The 18,662-nt window shown below is 67.5% G+C and carries 17 protein-coding genes; 9 read left to right on the top strand and 8 right to left on the bottom strand.

Going from position 1 to position 18,662, the window contains the following annotated elements:
* Window positions 1-129 precede the first annotated feature (129 nt).
* Complete coding sequence (locus ASE67_RS13495; protein ID WP_055762308.1) at window positions 130-909, top strand: succinate dehydrogenase iron-sulfur subunit; 780 nt, start codon at window positions 130-132, stop codon at window positions 907-909.
* Window positions 910-1,083: 174 nt separating this feature from the next.
* On the top strand, window positions 1,084-2,190 hold the full coding sequence (gene zapE / locus ASE67_RS13490; protein WP_055762305.1) for a cell division protein ZapE: 1,107 nt from the start codon (window positions 1,084-1,086) through the stop codon (window positions 2,188-2,190).
* Window positions 2,191-2,331: 141 nt separating this feature from the next.
* On the opposite strand, the gene hrpB is transcribed toward zapE, so the two are convergent.
* The 3 genes from hrpB to ASE67_RS13475 form a co-directional block, all read right to left on the bottom strand.
* Window positions 2,332-4,755: an ATP-dependent helicase HrpB gene (hrpB, locus tag ASE67_RS13485; RefSeq protein ID WP_055762302.1), complete on the bottom strand. Its 2,424-nt coding sequence runs from the start codon at window positions 4,753-4,755 to the stop codon at window positions 2,332-2,334.
* A gap of 157 nt (window positions 4,756-4,912) precedes the next feature.
* Window positions 4,913-5,629 (bottom strand): esterase/lipase family protein, encoded by a 717-nt coding sequence (locus ASE67_RS13480; RefSeq protein WP_235511909.1) that lies wholly within the window; start codon window positions 5,627-5,629, stop codon window positions 4,913-4,915.
* Complete coding sequence (locus ASE67_RS13475; RefSeq protein WP_235511908.1) at window positions 5,620-6,276, bottom strand: TIGR02117 family protein; 657 nt, start codon at window positions 6,274-6,276, stop codon at window positions 5,620-5,622. Before ASE67_RS13475 ends, ASE67_RS13480 begins: the two co-directional genes overlap by 10 nt.
* A gap of 24 nt (window positions 6,277-6,300) precedes the next feature.
* On the opposite strand from ASE67_RS13475, the gene phhA reads away from it, so the two are divergent.
* Window positions 6,301-7,167 (top strand): phenylalanine 4-monooxygenase, encoded by an 867-nt coding sequence (gene phhA / locus ASE67_RS13470; RefSeq protein WP_055762295.1) that lies wholly within the window; start codon window positions 6,301-6,303, stop codon window positions 7,165-7,167.
* 135 nt (window positions 7,168-7,302) lie between these two features.
* On the opposite strand, the gene ASE67_RS13465 is transcribed toward phhA, so the two are convergent.
* Window positions 7,303-8,238 carry a 50S ribosomal protein L11 methyltransferase gene (locus ASE67_RS13465; protein WP_055762291.1) on the bottom strand — a complete coding sequence of 312 codons (936 nt, stop codon included), beginning with the start codon at window positions 8,236-8,238 and terminating at the stop codon, window positions 7,303-7,305.
* Window positions 8,239-8,434: 196 nt separating this feature from the next.
* Window positions 8,435-9,769 (bottom strand): methyl-accepting chemotaxis protein, encoded by a 1,335-nt coding sequence (locus ASE67_RS13460; RefSeq protein ID WP_055762915.1) that lies wholly within the window; start codon window positions 9,767-9,769, stop codon window positions 8,435-8,437.
* Between the two features lie 266 nt (window positions 9,770-10,035).
* On the opposite strand from ASE67_RS13460, the gene sdhC reads away from it, so the two are divergent.
* The 6 genes from sdhC (at window position 10,036) to ASE67_RS13430 (ending at window position 15,196) form a co-directional block, all read left to right on the top strand.
* A complete protein-coding gene (sdhC, locus tag ASE67_RS13455; RefSeq protein WP_200922235.1) occupies window positions 10,036-10,440 on the top strand; it encodes a succinate dehydrogenase, cytochrome b556 subunit in 405 nt (134 codons plus the stop codon).
* On the top strand, window positions 10,440-10,826 hold the full coding sequence (gene sdhD, locus ASE67_RS13450; RefSeq protein WP_055762288.1) for a succinate dehydrogenase, hydrophobic membrane anchor protein: 387 nt from the start codon (window positions 10,440-10,442) through the stop codon (window positions 10,824-10,826). Before sdhC ends, sdhD begins: the two co-directional genes overlap by 1 nt.
* Window positions 10,826-12,646: a succinate dehydrogenase flavoprotein subunit gene (gene sdhA, locus ASE67_RS13445; protein WP_055762287.1), complete on the top strand. Its 1,821-nt coding sequence runs from the start codon at window positions 10,826-10,828 to the stop codon at window positions 12,644-12,646. The genes sdhD and sdhA overlap by 1 nt, the downstream gene beginning before the upstream one ends.
* A 272-nt stretch (window positions 12,647-12,918) precedes the next feature.
* Complete coding sequence (locus ASE67_RS13440; RefSeq protein WP_055762284.1) at window positions 12,919-13,488, top strand: ATP-dependent Clp protease proteolytic subunit; 570 nt, start codon at window positions 12,919-12,921, stop codon at window positions 13,486-13,488.
* A 165-nt stretch (window positions 13,489-13,653) separates the two neighbouring features.
* Window positions 13,654-14,562 (top strand): XdhC family protein, encoded by a 909-nt coding sequence (locus ASE67_RS13435; protein WP_055762280.1) that lies wholly within the window; start codon window positions 13,654-13,656, stop codon window positions 14,560-14,562.
* A complete protein-coding gene (locus ASE67_RS13430; RefSeq protein ID WP_055762276.1) occupies window positions 14,552-15,196 on the top strand; it encodes a nucleotidyltransferase family protein in 645 nt (214 codons plus the stop codon). Before ASE67_RS13435 ends, ASE67_RS13430 begins: the two co-directional genes overlap by 11 nt.
* Before the next feature lie 249 nt (window positions 15,197-15,445).
* Here ASE67_RS13430 and ASE67_RS13425 read toward each other — a convergent pair whose 3' ends face one another.
* From ASE67_RS13425 to ASE67_RS13415, 3 genes are all read right to left on the bottom strand, one after another.
* Window positions 15,446-16,825, bottom strand: a complete 1,380-nt coding sequence (locus ASE67_RS13425) for a UdgX family uracil-DNA binding protein (RefSeq protein ID WP_055762273.1) — start codon at window positions 16,823-16,825, stop codon at window positions 15,446-15,448.
* A 6-nt stretch (window positions 16,826-16,831) separates the two neighbouring features.
* Window positions 16,832-17,308: a hemerythrin domain-containing protein gene (locus ASE67_RS13420; protein WP_055762270.1), complete on the bottom strand. Its 477-nt coding sequence runs from the start codon at window positions 17,306-17,308 to the stop codon at window positions 16,832-16,834.
* A gap of 77 nt (window positions 17,309-17,385) precedes the next feature.
* On the bottom strand, window positions 17,386-18,633 hold the full coding sequence (locus ASE67_RS13415; RefSeq protein ID WP_055762266.1) for a putative DNA modification/repair radical SAM protein: 1,248 nt from the start codon (window positions 18,631-18,633) through the stop codon (window positions 17,386-17,388).
* Between the last annotated feature and the right edge of the window lie 29 nt (window positions 18,634-18,662).

Raw genomic sequence — 18,662 nt, 5'->3', positions numbered from 1 at the left:
GTCGCGGACACTGCTCCCTCCCCTTAGGACAGTTTTCCCTTGTTCGCGTTTGCGGCAACCCTACCTGTCATGTATCTGACCCGCAGACCGGGTGGATTACCCACCCACTAGCCGAACCGAGCGAGTATCATGGCCGAATTCCGTTTGCCCAAGAACAGCGTCGTCAAGAAGGGTACGACCCACAAGTCGCCGACGTCGGGCCGGATCAAGAAATTCAAGGTCTATCGCTACGATCCCGATTCGGGCCAGAATCCGCGCTACGACGATTTCGAGATCGATCTGGACGAATGCGGTCCGATGGTGCTCGACGCGCTCATCAAGATGAAGTCGGAGCAGGACCCGTCACTCACCTTCCGCCGATCGTGCCGCGAAGGCATTTGCGGGTCGTGTTCGATGAACATCGACGGCCGCAACGGCCTCGCCTGCACGACGGCGATCGAGGATATCAAGGGCGATATCCGCATTACCCCGCTGCCGCACATGGACGTCATCAAGGACCTGGTGCCGGACTTCACGCATTTCTATGCGCAATATGCGTCGATCAAGCCGTGGCTGCAGACCGTGACCCCGGAGCCTGCCGGCAAGGAACGGCTCCAGTCGCCGGACGAGCGCGCGAAGCTCGACGGGCTGTACGAATGCATCCTGTGCGCCTGCTGCTCGACCTCCTGCCCGAGCTATTGGTGGAACAGCGACAAGTTCCTGGGTCCAGCGATCCTGTTGCAAGCCTATCGCTGGCTGGCCGACAGCCGTGACGAGATGACCGGCGAGCGTCTGGACGAACTGGAAGATCCGTTCCGCCTGTATCGTTGCCACACGATCATGAACTGCGCGAACGTGTGTCCGAAGGGGCTGAACCCGGCCAAGGCGATCGCCGAGATCAAGAAGATGGAAGTCGAGCGGATCATCTGATCGCTTCGTGCCCTACTATTTCCTCCCCGTTCGGTTCGAGCAGCTTCGAGCTTGTCGAAAAGCGTCTGTCGAGAACTCGGTTGATGTTGCCACCGCCGTCTCGACTTCGGTTCTCGACAGGCTCGAATCTGCGCTCGAAGCAAACGGGGTGGTTTGGGTAGAGGCGGGACGCGCATGACCGTCCTCACCCGTTACGACCAACTCGTCTCCGCCGGCGAACTCCGCCCCGACCCCGAACAGCGCGCCGCCGCCGAGCGGCTGTCGCACCTTGCCGATGCCATCGACCATCCGCCCAAACGCGGCCTGTTCGCGCGCCTGACCGGCAGCGACGCGCCAGCGCCGCGTGGTGTGTACCTGTGGGGCGGGGTCGGGCGCGGCAAGTCGATGCTGATGGACCTGTTCTACGACTGCGTCGCCGAACCGGCCAAGCGCCGCGTCCATTTCCACGCCTTCATGATCGAGGTCCATGCCCGCCTCGCGACCGAGCGCGCCAAGGAGGTCGGCAACCCCGTCCCCCCGGTGGCCGAAGCGCTGGCCAAGGACCTTAAGCTGCTCGCGTTCGACGAAATGGTCATCAACAACACCGCCGACGCGATGGTGCTGTCGCGGCTGTTTACCGAGATGATGACCCACGGCGTGACGATGGTCGCGACGTCGAACCGCCCGCCGGTCGATCTGTACAAGGACGGGTTGCAGCGCGACAGCTTCCTGCCGTTCATCCAGCTGCTCGAAACGAACCTCGACGTGCTGCCGCTCAACGGCCCGACCGATTATCGTCGCGACCGGCTGGGTGCGGTCGATACGTGGCTGGTGCCCAATGGCGCGGCAGCGACCGAAGCGCTGTCGGCCGCGTTCTTTCGCCTGACCGACTTCGCCGTCGAGGATGCGGCGCACGTGCCGTCGTGCGACCTCGATGTCGGCGGGGGCCGGACGCTGCACGTGCCCAAGGCGCTGAAGGGCGTCGGGGTGTTCAGCTTCAAGCGACTGTGCGGCGAGGCGCGCGGCGCGCCCGATTACCTCGCCATCGCGCGGGCGTTCCATACAGTGATCCTGGTCGGCATCCCGGTGCTGGGTCCGGACAACCGCAACGAAGCGGCGCGGTTCGTGACGCTGATCGATGCGCTGTACGAATATCGCGTGAAGTTGCTGGCGGCGGCGGACGCGCAGCCGGGCGAGCTGTACCCGACCGGCGACGGCCGGTTCGAATTCGATCGGACGATCAGCCGGCTGGAGGAGATGCGGTCGGAGGAATATCTCACCAAGGGGCATGGCGAGGGGTAGCTTCGCTTCCCCCTCTACGCCCCCGTTCGCTTCGAGCGCAGGTTCGAGCCTGTCGAGAACCGAATTCGAGAAGGGGGTGCCCCAAACTCCGGCGTTCTTGACAAGCTTGAAGCTGCTCGAACCAGACAGGAATGCGCAGGATCACCCCCGCCGCGCATCCGCCTTCTTGGTCCTGAGCGTCGCCGATGCTGCCGTCGGATCGTCCGGCCACGGATGGCGCGGATAGCGGCCGCGCATCTCCTTCGATACGTCGCGCCACGACCCGGCCCAGAAGCCCGGCAGGTCGCGCGTCGTCTGGATCGGGCGTCCGGCGGGCGAGGTGAGGCTGAGCGTCAGCGGCTGGCCCGCCACCATCGGATGGGTGGCGAGGCCGAACAGCGCCTGCACCCGCAGCTCCACCCGTGGCCCCCCTTCGGCGGCATAGTCGATCGCGTGGCTCGACCCGGCGGGGCTTTCGAACCGCGCGGGCGCAAGGCGGCGGACCTGCTGCATCCAGTCCCAACCCGCCTTCTGCTCCAGCGCATCATGCAGCCCGGTCACCGAATCGAGCCGACGTTTGCCGGTCAGCAGCGGCGGCAGCCAGTCATCGATCGCCGCGACCAGCGCTGCGTCGCCCAACGGATCGTCCTGCCCCAGCATCGCCGCGACGTAGGCCGAACGGCGACGCAACGTCTCCGCCCCCTCCCACGGCAACAGCGAAAGGTCGCCGCGCACCGCTTGCACCAGCGCGGCGGCGATCTCGTCGGGCGAGGCGGCGGCATCGGGGCCGGACGATAGCCGGATCGCGCCCAGCCGGCGTTCGCGGAGCGCCACGATGCCGCGCGTGGCGGGATCAAACCGGACGCTGCGCCGCGTTTCGATCCGGTCGCCGAACAGTTCCTCGACGGTCGCCTGGTCGATCGCGACGGCAGACAGGATGCGCGCGCCCGCCGCCTGTCCCTGCGTCTCGGCCACCGCCAGCCATTCGGCCGAGCCGAGTGCGGCGACGTCCAGCGTGAAGCCGCGCCCGCCGACCGAGGCCCAGCGTTCGCCTCCGGCATCGCGGCGTCTGGCGATCCGGTCGGGAAAGGCCAGCGCGACGCTGCGCGCCAGCGCATCGGCGGGCGGATCGTCCCGGCCCTTCGCCAGTTTGCGCCAGCGCTCGGCCAGGCGACGCGACGCTTCGGCCCGCTGCCCGCGTTCGGTGCGCCAACGGCGGCGACGCTGGTCGAGGTCGGTGTCGTTGCCGCCCAGCCCCCGTTCCCCCAGCAAGACCGCGACCTCCGCCGCCGCGCCGGCAAAGCCGCCCTCGCCCGCACGAATGAGCATGTGCGCCAGTCGGGGCGACAGCGGGAGTGCGGCGATGGCGAGGCCGTGCGGCGTCGGGCGGCCATCGGCATCGATCGCATCGAGCGTGGCAAGGCGTGCGCGTGCTTCGTCAACGGCGGCGGGCGGCGGCGGGTCGAGCCAGCGCAGGCTGGTCGGATCGGTGACCCCCCATTTGCCGCATTCGAGCACCAGTGCCGACAGATCGGCTTCGAGGATTTCGGCCGGGTCGAAACGGGGCAACCCGGCGGTCGCGGCCGCTTCCCACAGGCGATAGGCGACGCCCGGCCCCTGTCGCGCGGCACGGCCGGCACGCTGGGTGACGGCGGCTTGGCTGGCGCGCTCCGTGGTCAGCCGTGTCATCCCCGCTGCGCGATCATAGCGCGGCCGGCGGGCGAGGCCGGAATCGACGACGATGCGGATGCCGTCGAGGGTCAGCGAGGTTTCGGCGATGCTGGTCGCCAGCACGATCTTGCGCCGCCCCTCAGGATCAGGCGCGATCGCGGCGCGCTGTTCGGCCGGCAGCAGCGTGCCGTGCAGCCGATGCAGCACCGCGCCGTCGGGCACGGCGATGCGTTCGGCGGTCCGCTCGATCTCGGCGACGCCGGGCAGGAAGGCGAGGATGCCGCCGTCGGCCTCCACCAGCGCGCGGCGGATCGCGGCGGCAACCGAGTCCTCGATCCGCGCCTCGGCATTGCGGCCGATATGACGCAGGTCGAGCGGATAGGAGCGCCCCTCGCTCTCGATCACCGGGGCATCGTCCATCAGCGCGGCGAAACGTTCGCCATCCAGCGTCGCCGACATGGCAAGGATGCGCAGGTCGGGGCGCAGCGCCGCCTGCGCGTCGAGCGCGAGGGCGAGGCCGAAATCGCTGTCGAGGCTGCGTTCGTGCACTTCGTCGAACAGCACCGCCGACACGCCGGCCAGTTCGGGATCGGCCTGGATACGGGCGACGAAGATGCCTTCGGTCATCACCGTCACGCGGGTGGCCGCCGACCGCTTGCTGTCCATGCGGGTAGCATAGCCAAAGGTCTGGCCGACGGGTTCGCCTGCGGTCGCGGCCATGCGCTCGGCAGCGGCGCGCGCGGCAATGCGGCGGGGGGAGAGCAGCAGGATCTCGCCGGTCACCCACGGTTCGGCGAGCAGCGCGGGCGCAACGGCAGTGGTCTTGCCCGCGCCCGGCGGCGCAACGAGGACGGCGGAAGTGCGGTCGCGCAGCGTCTGGAGGAGGTGGGGGAGGACCGCGTGGATGGGGAGCATAGGCGTCCCTTAGCAATCCTCCCCGTTTTCGGGGAGGGGGAGGCGCGCCAAGCAAGGCGACGATGCGTCGGCGGACGCCTCTCCACCATCCTGCGGATGGTTCCTCTCTTCGTGGAGCCCCGTTGAACCAGGTGTAGTGTATGTGGTGAGTGCCCGCTTACCGATTCCCAGCCAGCGCCTCCGCCACCGCGCGCAGCACGATCAGCCGGGTCTGCACGCCGTAATGGCTGCTCACTACCTCGACCGCGCGGCAGCCCGGTTCGCCCGGCACATGACAGCCCATCCCGTTGACCAGCCCGTCGCTGGCGCTCCAGATCGCGGTCGCGGGGACGGTCAGCGGCCGACGCACTTCCTCGGCCAGCGCCAGCACGGCGGGATCGTCGACCGATTCGCCGCTGATCCATTCGTACAGCCGCCATACCCGCGTCGACCGCGCCGGCCCGGCATAGGGGCTGGCGACCGTCACCACCTGTTCGATCAGGTCGGGGCGGCGATGCGCCACGAACCGTGCCATGATCCCGCCCATGCTGACCCCGACCAGCGCCACCGGCCGCCCGGCGGCCTGCGCCACCGCATCGATCCGATCGATCAGCGCGGCGCCGTCCACGCCGATGCTGCGCTGCCCGAAATTGCGCCCCAGCCCCCAGCCATGCGGGGCGTGCCCCAGGTCGCGCAGATAGCGCGCCATGATCGTCATCGACCGGTCGCTGTTGAACAGCCCCGGCAGCAACAGCACCGGCTCACCTTGCGCGCGCGGTACGCCGGAGAGCGCCTGCCGCCACCCGAACGGCACCCCGGCCAGCGCCAGCGCGGCGCGCGGCGTCTCGATCAGAAACTGGCCGAGCGGGGGCGGGGGCAGGGTCTCTACAGCCACGACGTCACCGTGATCGGGAACGGCGTCCACTGCCCCATCGGCACGCCCGCCGCGCGCAGCATCCGCCCGGTCCACGCATTGCACGTCTCGACCGCGCTGTACCGCCCGCGCGCGACGTAAAAGGCGTCGGATGGGCCATAGCCGTGGACCGGATCGGTGCGCGCGGCAAAGCTCGCCCGGATCGCGGTCACCAGTCGGCGATATTGGTCGGGGGTCAGCATCACCGGATAAACGCCCGGCTCGCCCACCGGCTCCGGCAGATGCCCGACATGCAGCACCACCGCGTCGCTGCCGATCGCGGCGGCGGCGATGGTCGCGGGCTTCACATCGGCCCAGGTCGGCGTGCCGAGATAAAAATTCCGCTCGCCCCAGCCGATCGACAGCCAGTCATGCCCCGCATAGCGCGGATCGGCAAGATCGTCCGCCCGTACCAGATCGTCGAACGAAACCCCGGCGGCATGCTTGGGCAGGACGATGCCGGTATGGATGCCGTTATCCTCGACATAGATGCGGACGCCCTGCGTCGGCGCGGGCGCACCCCCGGCCGGAATCGCCCCGCCGACCAGCCCGACAAAGGCATAGAGCAGCACGACCAGCACGACCGCACCCACCATACCCGCAATTCGGCGCAGCCATTTCCGTCGCATCGTTTCCCATGCTACTATTTACGGATGGCAAGCGAAACCCATGTACTCGACCGCCCGCCCGCAGGGGCCAATGCCGACTGGACCATCCCGCAGGGTTGGGACGCCTATAGCGCCGAAGATCACGCGACATGGGACACGCTGTACGCGCGACAGATGGCGCTACTGCCCGGTCGCGCGTCCGATGCGTTCCTGCGCGGGCTGGACGCGCTGAAACTCTCCGAATCGGGCATCCCCGATTTCGAGGAACTGTCGGATCGGCTGGAGGCGCTGACCGGCTGGCGCGTGGTCGCGGTGCCGGGGCTGGTGCCCGACGACGTGTTCTTCACCCACATGGCCAACCGCCGCTTTGTCGCCGGCAATTTCATCCGCCGCCCCGACCAGCTCGACTATCTGCAGGAACCCGACGTCTTCCACGACGTGTTCGGCCATGTGCCGATGCTCGCCGATCCGGTGTTCGCCGACTATCTCGCGGCCTATGGCCGTGGCGGCCTGCGCGCGCTCGAGCTGGGATCGCTCAAGCATCTGGCGCGGCTCTACTGGTACACGGTCGAATTCGGGCTGGTGCAGGAGGCCGACGGCTTGCGCATCTATGGTGCGGGCATCGTGTCGAGCGCGGCGGAAACCCGCTTTTCGCTCGACGACCCCAGCCCGAACCGGATCATGCTCGACCTCGCCCGCGTGATGCGCACCGATTACCGCATCGACGATTTCCAGCAGACCTATTTCGTCATCCCGAGCTTCGACGAACTGCTGCGCCTGACCGTCGAGACCGACTTCGCGCCGGTGTACGATGCGATCCGCGACGAACGCGCAATCGCGGTCGACGAAGTGCTGCCCGAGGACGCGGTGGTGACGCATGGCACGCAGGATTACGCGAGGTCCAAACTCTGAGATCCTCCCTGGCACGGGGAGGGGGACCAGCGAAGCTGGTGGAGGGGGGTATCGGCGTCCACAACGGTTGCGGTGCGCGGCCAACCCCCTCCACCACCGCTACGCGGCGGTCCCCCTCCCCGCGAGCGGGCAGGATCAGAGGTCCAAAGCCCAGCCGTCGCGCCCCTTCGGATCGATCGGCGCGGTCGGCACGAAGCGTTCCGCCCCTGCCACCAGCCGCAGCACGCTCCAGTCGCCCCGCCGGTCGACCTCTTCGAGCGAACAGCTGCACGCCGCATAGGCCGCGACCACATCGTCCCGCTGCGTCTCCAGCAGGCCCGCCAGCACGATCGTCGCTCCGGGCGCAGCGATCGCCGCCACCTCGGGCGCCATCGACATCAGCGGCCCGGCCAGGATGTTGGCGATCAACAGGTCATAGGGCGCAGTGGCGGTAATCGCATCGGACAGCGCGCCATCGGCGACCACCAGCTCGACGCCCTCGACCGCATTGATCCGCGCATTGTCGGCGGTCACATCGATCGCCACCGGATCGATATCGGTCGCGATCACCCGCGCCGCCGGCCACAGCTCGCGCGCGGCAAAGGCGAGCAGCCCGGTCCCGGTGCCCAGGTCGATGGCGTTGGTAAACGCCGTGCCCGCCAGCCGGTCGAGCATCGCCAGGCACCCGCTGGTCGTTTCGTGATGCCCTGTACCGAACGCGCGCCCGGCATCGATCAGGAACGCCCGCGCCCCCGCCGGTACCGCATCGGCATGGGCTGCGGTGTGGACGAAGAAGCGCCCGACATGCAGCGGCTCCAGCCCCGCCTGGCTCATCGTCACCCAGTCCTCATCGCCCAGCGCCTCGATCTCGGGGCGCGTGCCGGCAGCGCTCGGCACCAGTGCAGCGATCGTGGCGATGGCATCGGCATCCGGCTCCGCCTCGAAATAGGCGTCCAGCCGCCACGTCTCGGTATCGTCCTCGACCGTTTCGGTGGTCATCAGCACGGGCGCCGGATCGATGCCAAAATCCTCGGCCGCATCGATCGCCTCCGCTTCGGCGCGGGTGCAGGGGAGGGTGAGTTTCCAGCTCATCGCGCGAGAGCCGTCAGGGTCGAAAATGCCATGGCCGCGCGGTGTAGGCGCGGGCGGGGGCACATTCAATGCATGTGCAGTGGCGGGGCATCGCGATCGATGCACCGTCCCCGGACCTGATCCGGGGTCCCGCGCCTTGGGTGCTGTCCGTAGGGCGCGGAACCCCGGACCAGGTCCGGGGATAGCAGGGCTGGCCTTATGCCGCGACCTTGCCGACGAAATCGGTGGCGCTGGCCTTCAGCGCGCCCAGTTCGCTGTCGAGCGAGGTGAAGCCGTCGCCCACCCGGTCGATTTCCGACGCGACCGTTTCGGTATCCTCGCGGATCGCGGCGATGGTCGACGACATCGAATCGGCGGCCAGCGCGGTTTCGTCCACAGCCGCCGTGATCGCGGTGACGGTCTGTGCCTGCACCTCCATCGCACTGCGGATGCGGTTGGCGCTTTCCTGCACCTCGCTGACGGTCGCGCGGATCGATGCGTTGGTTTCGACAGTCGACCGCGTCGCGGCCTGGATCGCGGCGATCTTGGCGGCGATGTCGTCGGTGGCGCGCGCGGTCTGGCTGGCGAGGCTTTTCACCTCCTGCGCCACTACGGCAAAGCCGCGCCCGGCATCGCCCGCACGCGCCGCCTCGATCGTGGCGTTCAGCGCCAGCAGGTTGGTCTGCCCGGCGATATCGCGGATCAGGCCCAGGATCGATTCGATCGATTTCGCATGGTCCGACAGCGCTTCGGACATGCCGACGGCGGTGCCGGCCTGTTCCGACGCGCGGGTCGCGATCTCGGCGGCGGCTTCGACTTCCATGCGGGCATCCTCGATCGCGCGGATCAGCCCGGCGGAGGTGGCGGCTGCTTCCCGCATGGCGACCGCCGACTGTTCGGCGGCGGCGGCGACTTCGGATGCCTTGCCCAGCATGCCGCGGATATTGGCGGAGGTGCGGCCGGCATGGATGCGCAGCGTGTCGCTCTCGCGGCTCGCGCGTTCGACCGTCGCGCCGATATTGTCGCGGAACTCATGCGCCAGCCGCTCGCGCGAATCCTGCAGGTCGAACTGGAAATAGGCGTTGTAGAGCGACACGAACACTTCGCATTCCAGCGAGCGCAGCCGGAACAGCAATTCGGCGGCATAGCGGAACGCCGCTTCGTCGGTGATCCCCCGGCGCAGCACGTCGAGCAGCGAGCGCGCCCCGGCATCCCCCATCGACAGGATCGCGGTCAATGCGACATCGGCCTCGAACGCGCTGGCGACGGTGCGCTCGCACGATTCGACCCAGGCGAGGCCGGTCAGGTTGGTGAAGCGGTTGCGCAGATAGGCGACGCCCAGTTCGATCATCCGGTCGTAATTGCGGTGCATGCTGTTCGCCCCGCCGACCTTTTGCGACTGGGTAAAGTGCGCCGCGGCGACTTCGCGCGCATGCGGTTCGATGACGGTCCACAATTCGCGCGCGGCGGCCACGTCGTCGGCGGTGATGTTGAACAGGCGCAGGCGTTCTTGCAGATCGATCGTCCGGCTCACGCTTTCCGGCGCCGGCAGCTTCCTGGTCCCCACGATTCGCTTCCCCTGTTCGGCGGCATCCGCAACTGGCACGGCGGACACCTCTGCCATCCGGGGTAACGTGCAGGCGTTAACAGTCGGTTGACCACGGGCCGCATGCGCGGTGCCAAACCGTGCGAGGCCACCCTTTCGTGCAAGCGGACTTGCATCGGCGGGGCGGGTGCGTAGATAGGCCACAATCGCTGGAAATCCGCATCTGCCCGACGTGGCTGCGCGCGCTGTCTTGAGGAATGTCCGACTTGGCCATGGTCCGCCCCAAATCCCGTCCCGTATCGCCCCACCTGCAGGTCTGGCGCTGGGGTCCGAACATGCTGGTGTCGATCCTGCACCGTGCGACCGGCGTCGCCATGGGCACGGTCGGCCTTGCGCTGTTCGTGTGGTGGCTGGCCGCGCTGTCGGGTGGCGAGGACAGCTATGCACGGTTCCTGTCGTGGTTCACCGGGCCGTTTGCGCCGGTCGGCTACCTGTTCGGCATCGGGCTCAGCTTCGCGCTGTTCCAGCATATCGGCAACGGCATCCGCCATTTCTTCATGGATATCGGCGCCAATTTCGAACTGAAGGGCAACCGCCAGAGCGCGGTCGCGACGATCGTCTTCGCCGCCTGCGCGACTGCCGCGCTGTGGGCTTGGCTGCTGGTGGGGAAGCACTGATGGGTAACGGAACCAGCATCGGCCGCGTACGCGGCCTGGGGTCGGCTAAAGCCGGCGCGCATCATTTCTGGCATCAGCGGCTGACCGCGTTCGCGAACCTCGTCCTGATGGTGTGGTTCGTGCTGTCGCTCGCGCTGCTGCCGTCCTACGATTACGACACCGTCTATGCCTGGGTGTCGTCGGCATGGGGCGCGGTGCCGCTGATCCTGCTCGCGACCTCGGTCTTCTACCATGCCAAGATGGGCCTGCAGACCGTGATCGAGGATTATCAGCATGACGAAACGCGCGTCGTCGCGCTGGTCGTGCTGAACCTCGTCTATGGCGCGGGCTGGCTGCTTGCCGCCTTCTCGATCCTCCGTACCGCTTTCACCGGGACGCCCGCATAATGGCCACCGACGCTTACAAGATCATCGACCACACCTATGACGTCGTCGTCATCGGCGCGGGCGGCTCTGGCCTCCGCGCGACGATGGGCAGCGCCGAGGCCGGTCTGAAGACCGCCTGCATCACCAAGGTGTTTCCGACCCGGTCGCACACCGTCGCGGCACAGGGCGGCATCGCCGCCTCGCTCGGCAACAACTCGCCCGACCACTGGTCGTGGCACATGTACGATACCGTCAAGGGCTCCGACTGGCTCGGCGACCAGGACGCGATCGAATACATGGTCCGCGAAGCCCCGGCGGCGGTGATCGAGCTGGAACATGCCGGCGTGCCGTTCAGCCGCAACGACGATGGGACGATCTATCAGCGTCCCTTCGGCGGGCACATGCAGAATATGGGCGAAGGTCCCCCGGTGCAGCGCACCTGCGCCGCCGCCGACCGTACCGGCCACGCCATGCTGCACGCGCTGTACCAGCAGTCGCTGAAGTATGACGCTGACTTCTTCATCGAATATTTCGCGCTCGACCTCATCATGGAAGATGGCGCCAATGGAGAAAAGGTCTGCCGGGGCGTGATCGCGCTGTGCATGGAAGACGGCTCGATCCACCGCTTCCGCGCGCATTCGGTGGTGCTGGCGACCGGCGGTTACGGCCGCTGCTATTTCTCGGCGACCTCCGCGCATAGCTGCACCGGCGACGGCGGCGGCATGGTGCTGCGCGCCGGCCTGCCCTTGCAGGACATGGAGTTCGTCCAGTTCCACCCGACCGGCATCTACGGCGCAGGCGTCCTCATCACCGAGGGTGCGCGCGGCGAGGGCGGGTATCTGACCAACAAGGATGGCGAGCGGTTCATGGAACGCTACGCCCCCTCGGCCAAGGATCTGGCGTCGCGCGACGTCGTATCGCGGTCGATGGCGATGGAAATGCGCGAAGGGCGCGGCGTCGGCAAGGACGGCGACCATATCTTCCTGCACCTCGACCATATCGATCCGAAGGTGCTGGCCGAACGCCTGCCGGGCATCACCGAAACCGGCAAGATCTTTGCCGGTGTCGACCTGACGCGCCAGCCGCTGCCGGTGACCCCGACCGTCCACTACAATATGGGCGGCATCCCGTGTAACTATCATGGCGAGGTCGTCACCAACCGCGACGGCAACCCCGATGCGGTCGTCCCCGGCCTGTTTGCGGTCGGCGAAGCGGCCTGCGTGTCGGTGCACGGCGCCAACCGCCTCGGCTCCAACTCGCTGATCGATCTGGTCGTGTTCGGCCGTGCGACGGGCCTGCGCCTCAAGGAAACCTTGAAGCCCAACACCCCGCACAAGCCGCTGCCCGGCGACTCGGCCGACCTCGCGCTCGCCCGTCTCGACCGGTTCCGCAACGCGAGCGGTGGCAAGCCGACCGCGCAAATCCGTCTCGACATGCAGAAGACGATGCAGAAGCACTGCGCCGTGTTCCGCGACGACGCGCTGCTGAACGAAGGCGTCACGATGATGGACGCCATCTACCAGTCGTTCGCCGATGTGAACGTCACCGACCGGTCGCTGATCTGGAACACCGATCTGGTCGAGACGCTCGAACTCGATAACCTGCTTGCGCAGGCGATGGTGACGATGAAGTCGGCGCAGAACCGCAAGGAAAGCCGCGGCGCGCACGTGAATGAGGATTTCCCCGATCGCGACGACGCCAACTGGATGAAGCACACCATCGCGACCTTCGACGGCTGGGGCGGCAAGGGCGGCGCGACGGCGATCGATTATCGCCCGGTGCACGATTACACGCTCACCGACGAGATCGAGTATATCAAGCCGAAGAAGCGGGTATACTGATCCTGCTTTCAGCGGGTTAGGGAAGGGGCGATCGGTGGGAACCGGTCGCCCCTTTCCGTTTCGCGAGGGTGCGGTCAGGGCGCTTGGGTCAACCGCTAGTGATTCGATCCCAACAGCGCCTCAAACGTCGCCCCGGATCAAGTCCGGGGTGACGGGGTGGACCGGTCTGCAAAGCCTTTCCAGGCTCAACGGATCAATTCCTGCAGAAAACCGGAACCAACCCCCGTTCCCTCCGGTTACCGCCGCCGACTGCGCCAGAGGGAACGCCCGCCATGCCCGACACCGACATCAACGACTATCCGCTGCTCGCCCGCCCGCACGTCCATCTCGCCGGCCCGGTCGACCATGCGATGTACGAGAGCTTCCGCAACCAGGTCCTGGCCGCCCCCGCCGACGGCCCGCTGGTCGTGTCGATCTCGACGCTGGGGGGTGACCCGGAAGTCGCCCGCGCGATGGGCGACGATATCCGCCTGCTGCGCGACTATACCGGGCGCGAGGCGCTGTTTCTGGGCAAGGTCGCGGTCTATTCCGCCGGGTCGACCTTCATGTCGGCCTTCCCGGTCAACAAGCGCTTCCTGACCAAGGGCACGCGGCTGATGCTGCACGAGCGGCAGATGACCAGCACCATCGAACTGTCGGGTCCGCTCAAGATGCTGGTCGCGACGCTCAAGGCCAAGCTGCACGAGATCGAAACCTCGGTCGAGATCGAGGAAGAGGGCTTTCGTGCCATCGTCGCCGGATCGCAGGTGCCGTTCGAGGAACTGGTCCAGAAGGCCCCGGCCAACTGGTATATCGGTGCCGAGGAAGCCAAGGCGCGCGGGCTGGTGCTGGATGTGATCTGACGCCTGTCCGCAATGCTTCCGTACCCCCGCGCAGGCGGGGGTCCAGGGTACAGCCCGCAACGTTTGTATATGCGGTTCTGGACCCCCGCCTGCGCGGGGGTACGGCAATTGGTGCAGTCACCCCCTCTGGCCACCACGTCCAAAATCCCCCATCATCGGAGCATCATGGCCGATAACGACACCATCCTGACCGCCGCCCGCGACTGGGCCGGCGCGCCGCTCGCACTGGCGACGGTCACCTCGACCTGGGGGTCCGCCCCGCGTCCGCGCGGTAGCCATATGCTGGTCCATCAGGACGGTCGGTTCGAAGGATCGGTGTCGGGCGGCTGCGTCGAAAGCGACATCCTCGCCACCGCGGCCGAGGTGATCGCCGGCGCGCCGTTCGTTATCAAACGCTACGGCGTGGCCGATGCCGCCGCATGGGAAGTCGGCTTGCCCTGCGGTGGCGAGATCGAGGTGATGGTCCAGCGCGTCGACGCAGACGGTTTCGACCCCGCGCTGTTCGACGCGATCGCCGGTGCCGGGGCGGAGGGCCAGCCGATCACCCTGTCGACCGACCGCACCACCGGCCGCACGACCATCGGCGCGGTCGAAGGTGCCTTTGCCAACCGCTACGACCCGCCGCGCCGGCTGCTGATTATCGGCGCGGTGCAGATTGCGCAGGGGCTGGCCGGCATGGCGCGCGAGCTGGGCATCGCCACCACCGTCATCGACCCGCGCGCGCGTTTTCTGACCGAGGAACGCTTTCCCGGCGTCACCCTCGACGATCGCTGGCCGGACGAGGCGGTACAGGCGCTCAAACCCGACGCCGCCACCGCTGTCGTGACGCTCAGCCACGACATCAAGATCGACGACCCCGCGCTGATCGAGGCGCTGAAAACCCCCGCCGCCTATATTGGCGCGTTGGGGTCACGGCGCAGCCATGCCGCCCGCCTCGAACGCCTCGCCGCCACCGGGGCCGCCGGGCTGGAGCGGATCGACGGGCCGGTCGGGCTGGACATCGGGGCAATCGGTCCTTCGGAAATCGCGCTGTCGATCGCGGCGGCAATGGTAAGGAGCTTCCATGCGCGCTGAAGATACCGTCCTGATCCTGCTGGCGGCGGGGCGCTCGCAGCGTTTCGGCGATGCGGACAAGTTGGCACAGGAATTCCTGCACAAGCCGGTCGCCTATCATGTCGTCACCGCGCTGGAGGCGATTCCGTTTCTCGGCCGGATCGCGGTGATCGACGGGACGAAGCTCGACTTCGCCTCGCGCGGCTACGACGTCATCGTCAACGACGATCCGGCGGCGGGCATGTCGCGCTCGGTGCAGCTCGGGGCCCGCGCGGCGCGGGCGATGGGGGCGAAGGGCGTCGTCATCGCACTGGCCGACATGCCGCGCATCACCGCCGCCCATGTCTATCGCCTGCTCGACACCGCACGCGACGACCAGCAAGCGGTGGTTGCGTCGAGCGACGGGACGAAGCCGTGCCCCCCCGCCGTGTTCGGTGCTGGCCGCTTCGACTTTCTGGAGTCGCTGGAGGGCGATGCCGGCGCCCGCGATCTGGTCCGCGCCGGTCGCCACGTCGTGACGACGCCCGCCGAACTGATCGACATCGACACACCCGAGGACCTCGACCGCCTGCGCTCCATTGCCGAAGACCCCGCGCACCACGACGCGATCACCCTGCCGCAGGCGGAGCCGTGGTGGCACGCCAAGCCGGAATGATTTTCCTACAGGGGCCGGGGCCGCTACCTTGTGAGTCCTTCTTCACCTGCATTGTTTGCATGTCAGATCAGTCTCTGCACCCGTCACCCCGGACTTGATCCGGGGTCCCGCTTCTTCTCAACGGTAGGTAAAAAAGCGGGACCCCGGGTCAAGCCCGGGGTGACGGGAGAGAGGCACTCCCGCCGTGAACGACCCCAATCCAGCCGCGTCACGAAACCGCGGCGAGTGTGAACTTCGTGAACTTTGGCCTCAAACCATCGCCGCCCGCGCGCCCTTCAGATCCTCGACGAAGCGCGCAAACTCCTCCTCCGCCTGGGCTTTATCCGGCAGCCGCAACAGATAGCTCGGATGCACCGTGATCCACGCCGCTCCGCCATCGGCCAGCGTCAGCACCCGGCCGCGTTCGCGCGAAATCGTCACCGTCTTGCCGGTCAGCGACCGCGCCGCCGTCGCGCCCAGCGCCACCGTCATGCGCGGGCGCAGGATGCCGCGCTCCTGTTCGATCCACCAACGACAGGCATCGATCTCGCCCACGCCGGGCTTGGCATGGATGCGCCGCTTGCCCCGCAGCTCGAACTTGAAATGCTTGACCGCGTTGGTGACATAGACCCGCGACCGGTCGATTCCGGCCTCGGCCATCGCCCGGTCGAACACTTGCCCCGCCGGGCCGACGAACGGCCGCCCGGCCAGGTCCTCCTGATCGCCAGGTTGTTCGCCGACGACCATCATTTCGGCATCGACCGGCCCTTCGCCGAACACCGTCTGCGTCGCCGGTTGCCATAGCGGGCAGCGCTGGCACCCCTTCGCTTCCTCGCGCAGCGCTGCCCAAGCACCCTCGCTGTTGCCGCCGGGGGCCGCCCGTGCCGTCTCGATCATTGCCGCCTCGCGTGCCTGTGCGCCCGCGATCAGCGCCGGGACGAGCGCGGTTTCGGGCATGTTCTTCCAATATTTGCGCGGCATCTCCTTCAGCATCGCGCCGGTCTTCAGCCGGGCGGGATTGAAGATCGACGCGTAATAGGTCTTCCACATTTCCTCGACCGGATCGCCGTCGGGCGCATCCGCCTTGGTCGCTCCCGGCCCTTCGGATAGGGTTTCGCCGTCCCAGTGCAGCGACACCTCGGGCGTCAGGATCGACCAGCGCATCGCCGCGAACCGGTCGACGAAAAACCGGCCGTTATGGCGGACGATGTGATGCTCGGGCTCGAACCACGCGACGAAGCGGGTGCCGTTCGCCTCCTCGACCTCGCGAAACCGCAGGAAGGCGCGCATCTTGTGGATGTCGCGGCGCACCGCCTTGGCCATCTCCTCCAGCCGCCGCATCGCCGGATCGGCCTTGTCGTCGATCAGTCGCGGCTCGGCGATCAGGCGGACGAGCATGGCATAGAGCAGTGCGAACCGCGCCGGGTCGGCATGCATTGCCACCGTACGTGCCAGATCGATGAACGCGCGCGGCACACGGGGGGCGGGGGCGTCGCTGGCGACGATCGCCTCGTCGGCGAACAGGTCGGTGGGCAGGTCGCCGACCTGCCACACCACCTCCGCCGGGGAAACGCGCTGCGCGGCAAGGCTGCGGGCGGCATCGCGCCACCCGTCGAAATCATCGGCCGCCGCCAGCGCCGCAACCCGCATCAGGCGTCAGTCGCGATCATCGCCCGCTTCCGAAGACTCGGCGATCGCCAGTTCCTTGGGCTTGCGATCCTCGAACACCTTGGCGATGCGTGCTTCCTCGGCGTCGTCCAGTTCCTTGGCGGCGGCGGGGAACATCTCTTCCTCTTCCTCGTCGATATGATGTTCGTAGCGGTGGCGCATCTCGGCAAAGCGCTCGTTCCACTCGTTGCTGCCGGTGTCGAGCTTGGCGATCTCGCCCAGATAGTCGTCGATTTCCTTGTGCTCCGACACCGAATGCCGCGCCTCGTCGCGCAGGTCGGGATTGGCGAGCATCGTGGCGTAGAGCGCTTCCTCTTCGGCGGCGGCGTGGGCCGATACCTCGACGCGGAATTCCTCGAACAGTTCGGCGCGTTCGTCGCCCTTGGCTGCGTCGATCCGCTTCAACAGGTCGCGATGCCGATCGTGATCGGCCTTCAGGTCGGCATAGATGCGGGCGTCGGCCATTGGGAAATTCCTTTGCTGGTTCGGCCCAACCAACGGCGACGGCGGGTGGAGGTTTCTCTTGCGAGGGATTTGCAGCCTCAGCCGAACAGCTCGAACTGGTCTGCCTTCTTGGGCGCCACCACCGGGCGCAGGTCGGCGCGATCCGCCAGCACCACCGGCCGCCAGTCGTCGGCGATCAGGAACGGCCGCACCTTCGCCACCGACACCGTCAGCCGCGCGACATCGGCCAGCGCCAGCCGCCGCCAGCGCCGCGCCGACAGGATCGCGCTCACCGCCTTCACCCCCAGCCCCGGCACCCGCAGCAGCATCTCGCGCGGGGCGCGGTTCACATCGACCGGAAAGCGGTCGCGGAACTTCAGCGCCCAGGCGAGCTTGGGATCGATGTCGAGCGGCAGCATCCCCGTCGCATCGTCCGCCGCCGCGCGCACCTCGTCCGCTCGATAGTCATAGAGGCGCATCAGCCAGTCCGACTGGTACAGCCGATGTTCGCGCATCAGCGGCGGGCGTTGCAGCGGCAGGACGGAGGACGCCTCGGGGATCGGGCTGAACGCCGAATAATAGACGCGGCGCAGGGCATAGCGGTCGTACAGCGTCGACGCCTTGCCCACGATATCGCGGTCGGTCGCCGAATCGGCACCGACGATCATCTGCGTCGACTGCCCCGCCGGCGCGAATTTCGGCGCGGACTTATAGCGTTTGCGCGCGTCGCGACCGTCGGCGATGGCATGGGCGACGTTGCCCATCGCTCCCTCGATCTGCGGCGCGGATTTTTCGGGGGCGAGGCGTTTCAGGCCCCCGGTCGTCGGCAGTTCGACATTGATCGACACCCGGTCGGCATAGACCCCGGCCAGATGCACCAGCTCGGGATCGGCATCGGGAATGGTCTTCAGGTGGATATAGCCGCGAAAGTCGTGATCCTCGCGCAGCGACCGCGCGACCTCGACGATCTGCTCCATCGTGTAGTTGGAGGACCCGATGATCCCCGACGAGAGGAACAGCCCCTCGATATAGTTTCGCCGATAGAAATTAAGCGTCAGCGCGACGACCTCCTGCGCGGTGAAGCGCGCGCGGCGGACGTTCGACGACTTGCGGTTGATGCAGTAATGACAGTCGAAGATGCAGCTGTTGGTCAGCAGGATTTTCAGCAGCGAGATACAGCGGCCATCGGGCGCATAGGCATGGCAGATGCCCATGCCCTCGGTCGATCCGACCCCTTTCCCGTCGCGCGAATTGCGCTTGGCGGTGCCCGACGACGCACACGACGCGTCATACTTGGCCGCATCGGCCAGGATCGCCAGTTTCGCACGGGTGTCGAGCTGCGCCATGCGTTCGATATATGTTCCAATGGCTTCCC

This window comes from Sphingomonas sp. Leaf23, assembly GCF_001421585.1.
Lineage (GTDB): Bacteria > Pseudomonadota > Alphaproteobacteria > Sphingomonadales > Sphingomonadaceae > Sphingomonas.
The sequence above is the reverse complement of the archived record's forward strand: the minus strand, read 5'-3'. Positions and strand labels throughout refer to the sequence as shown.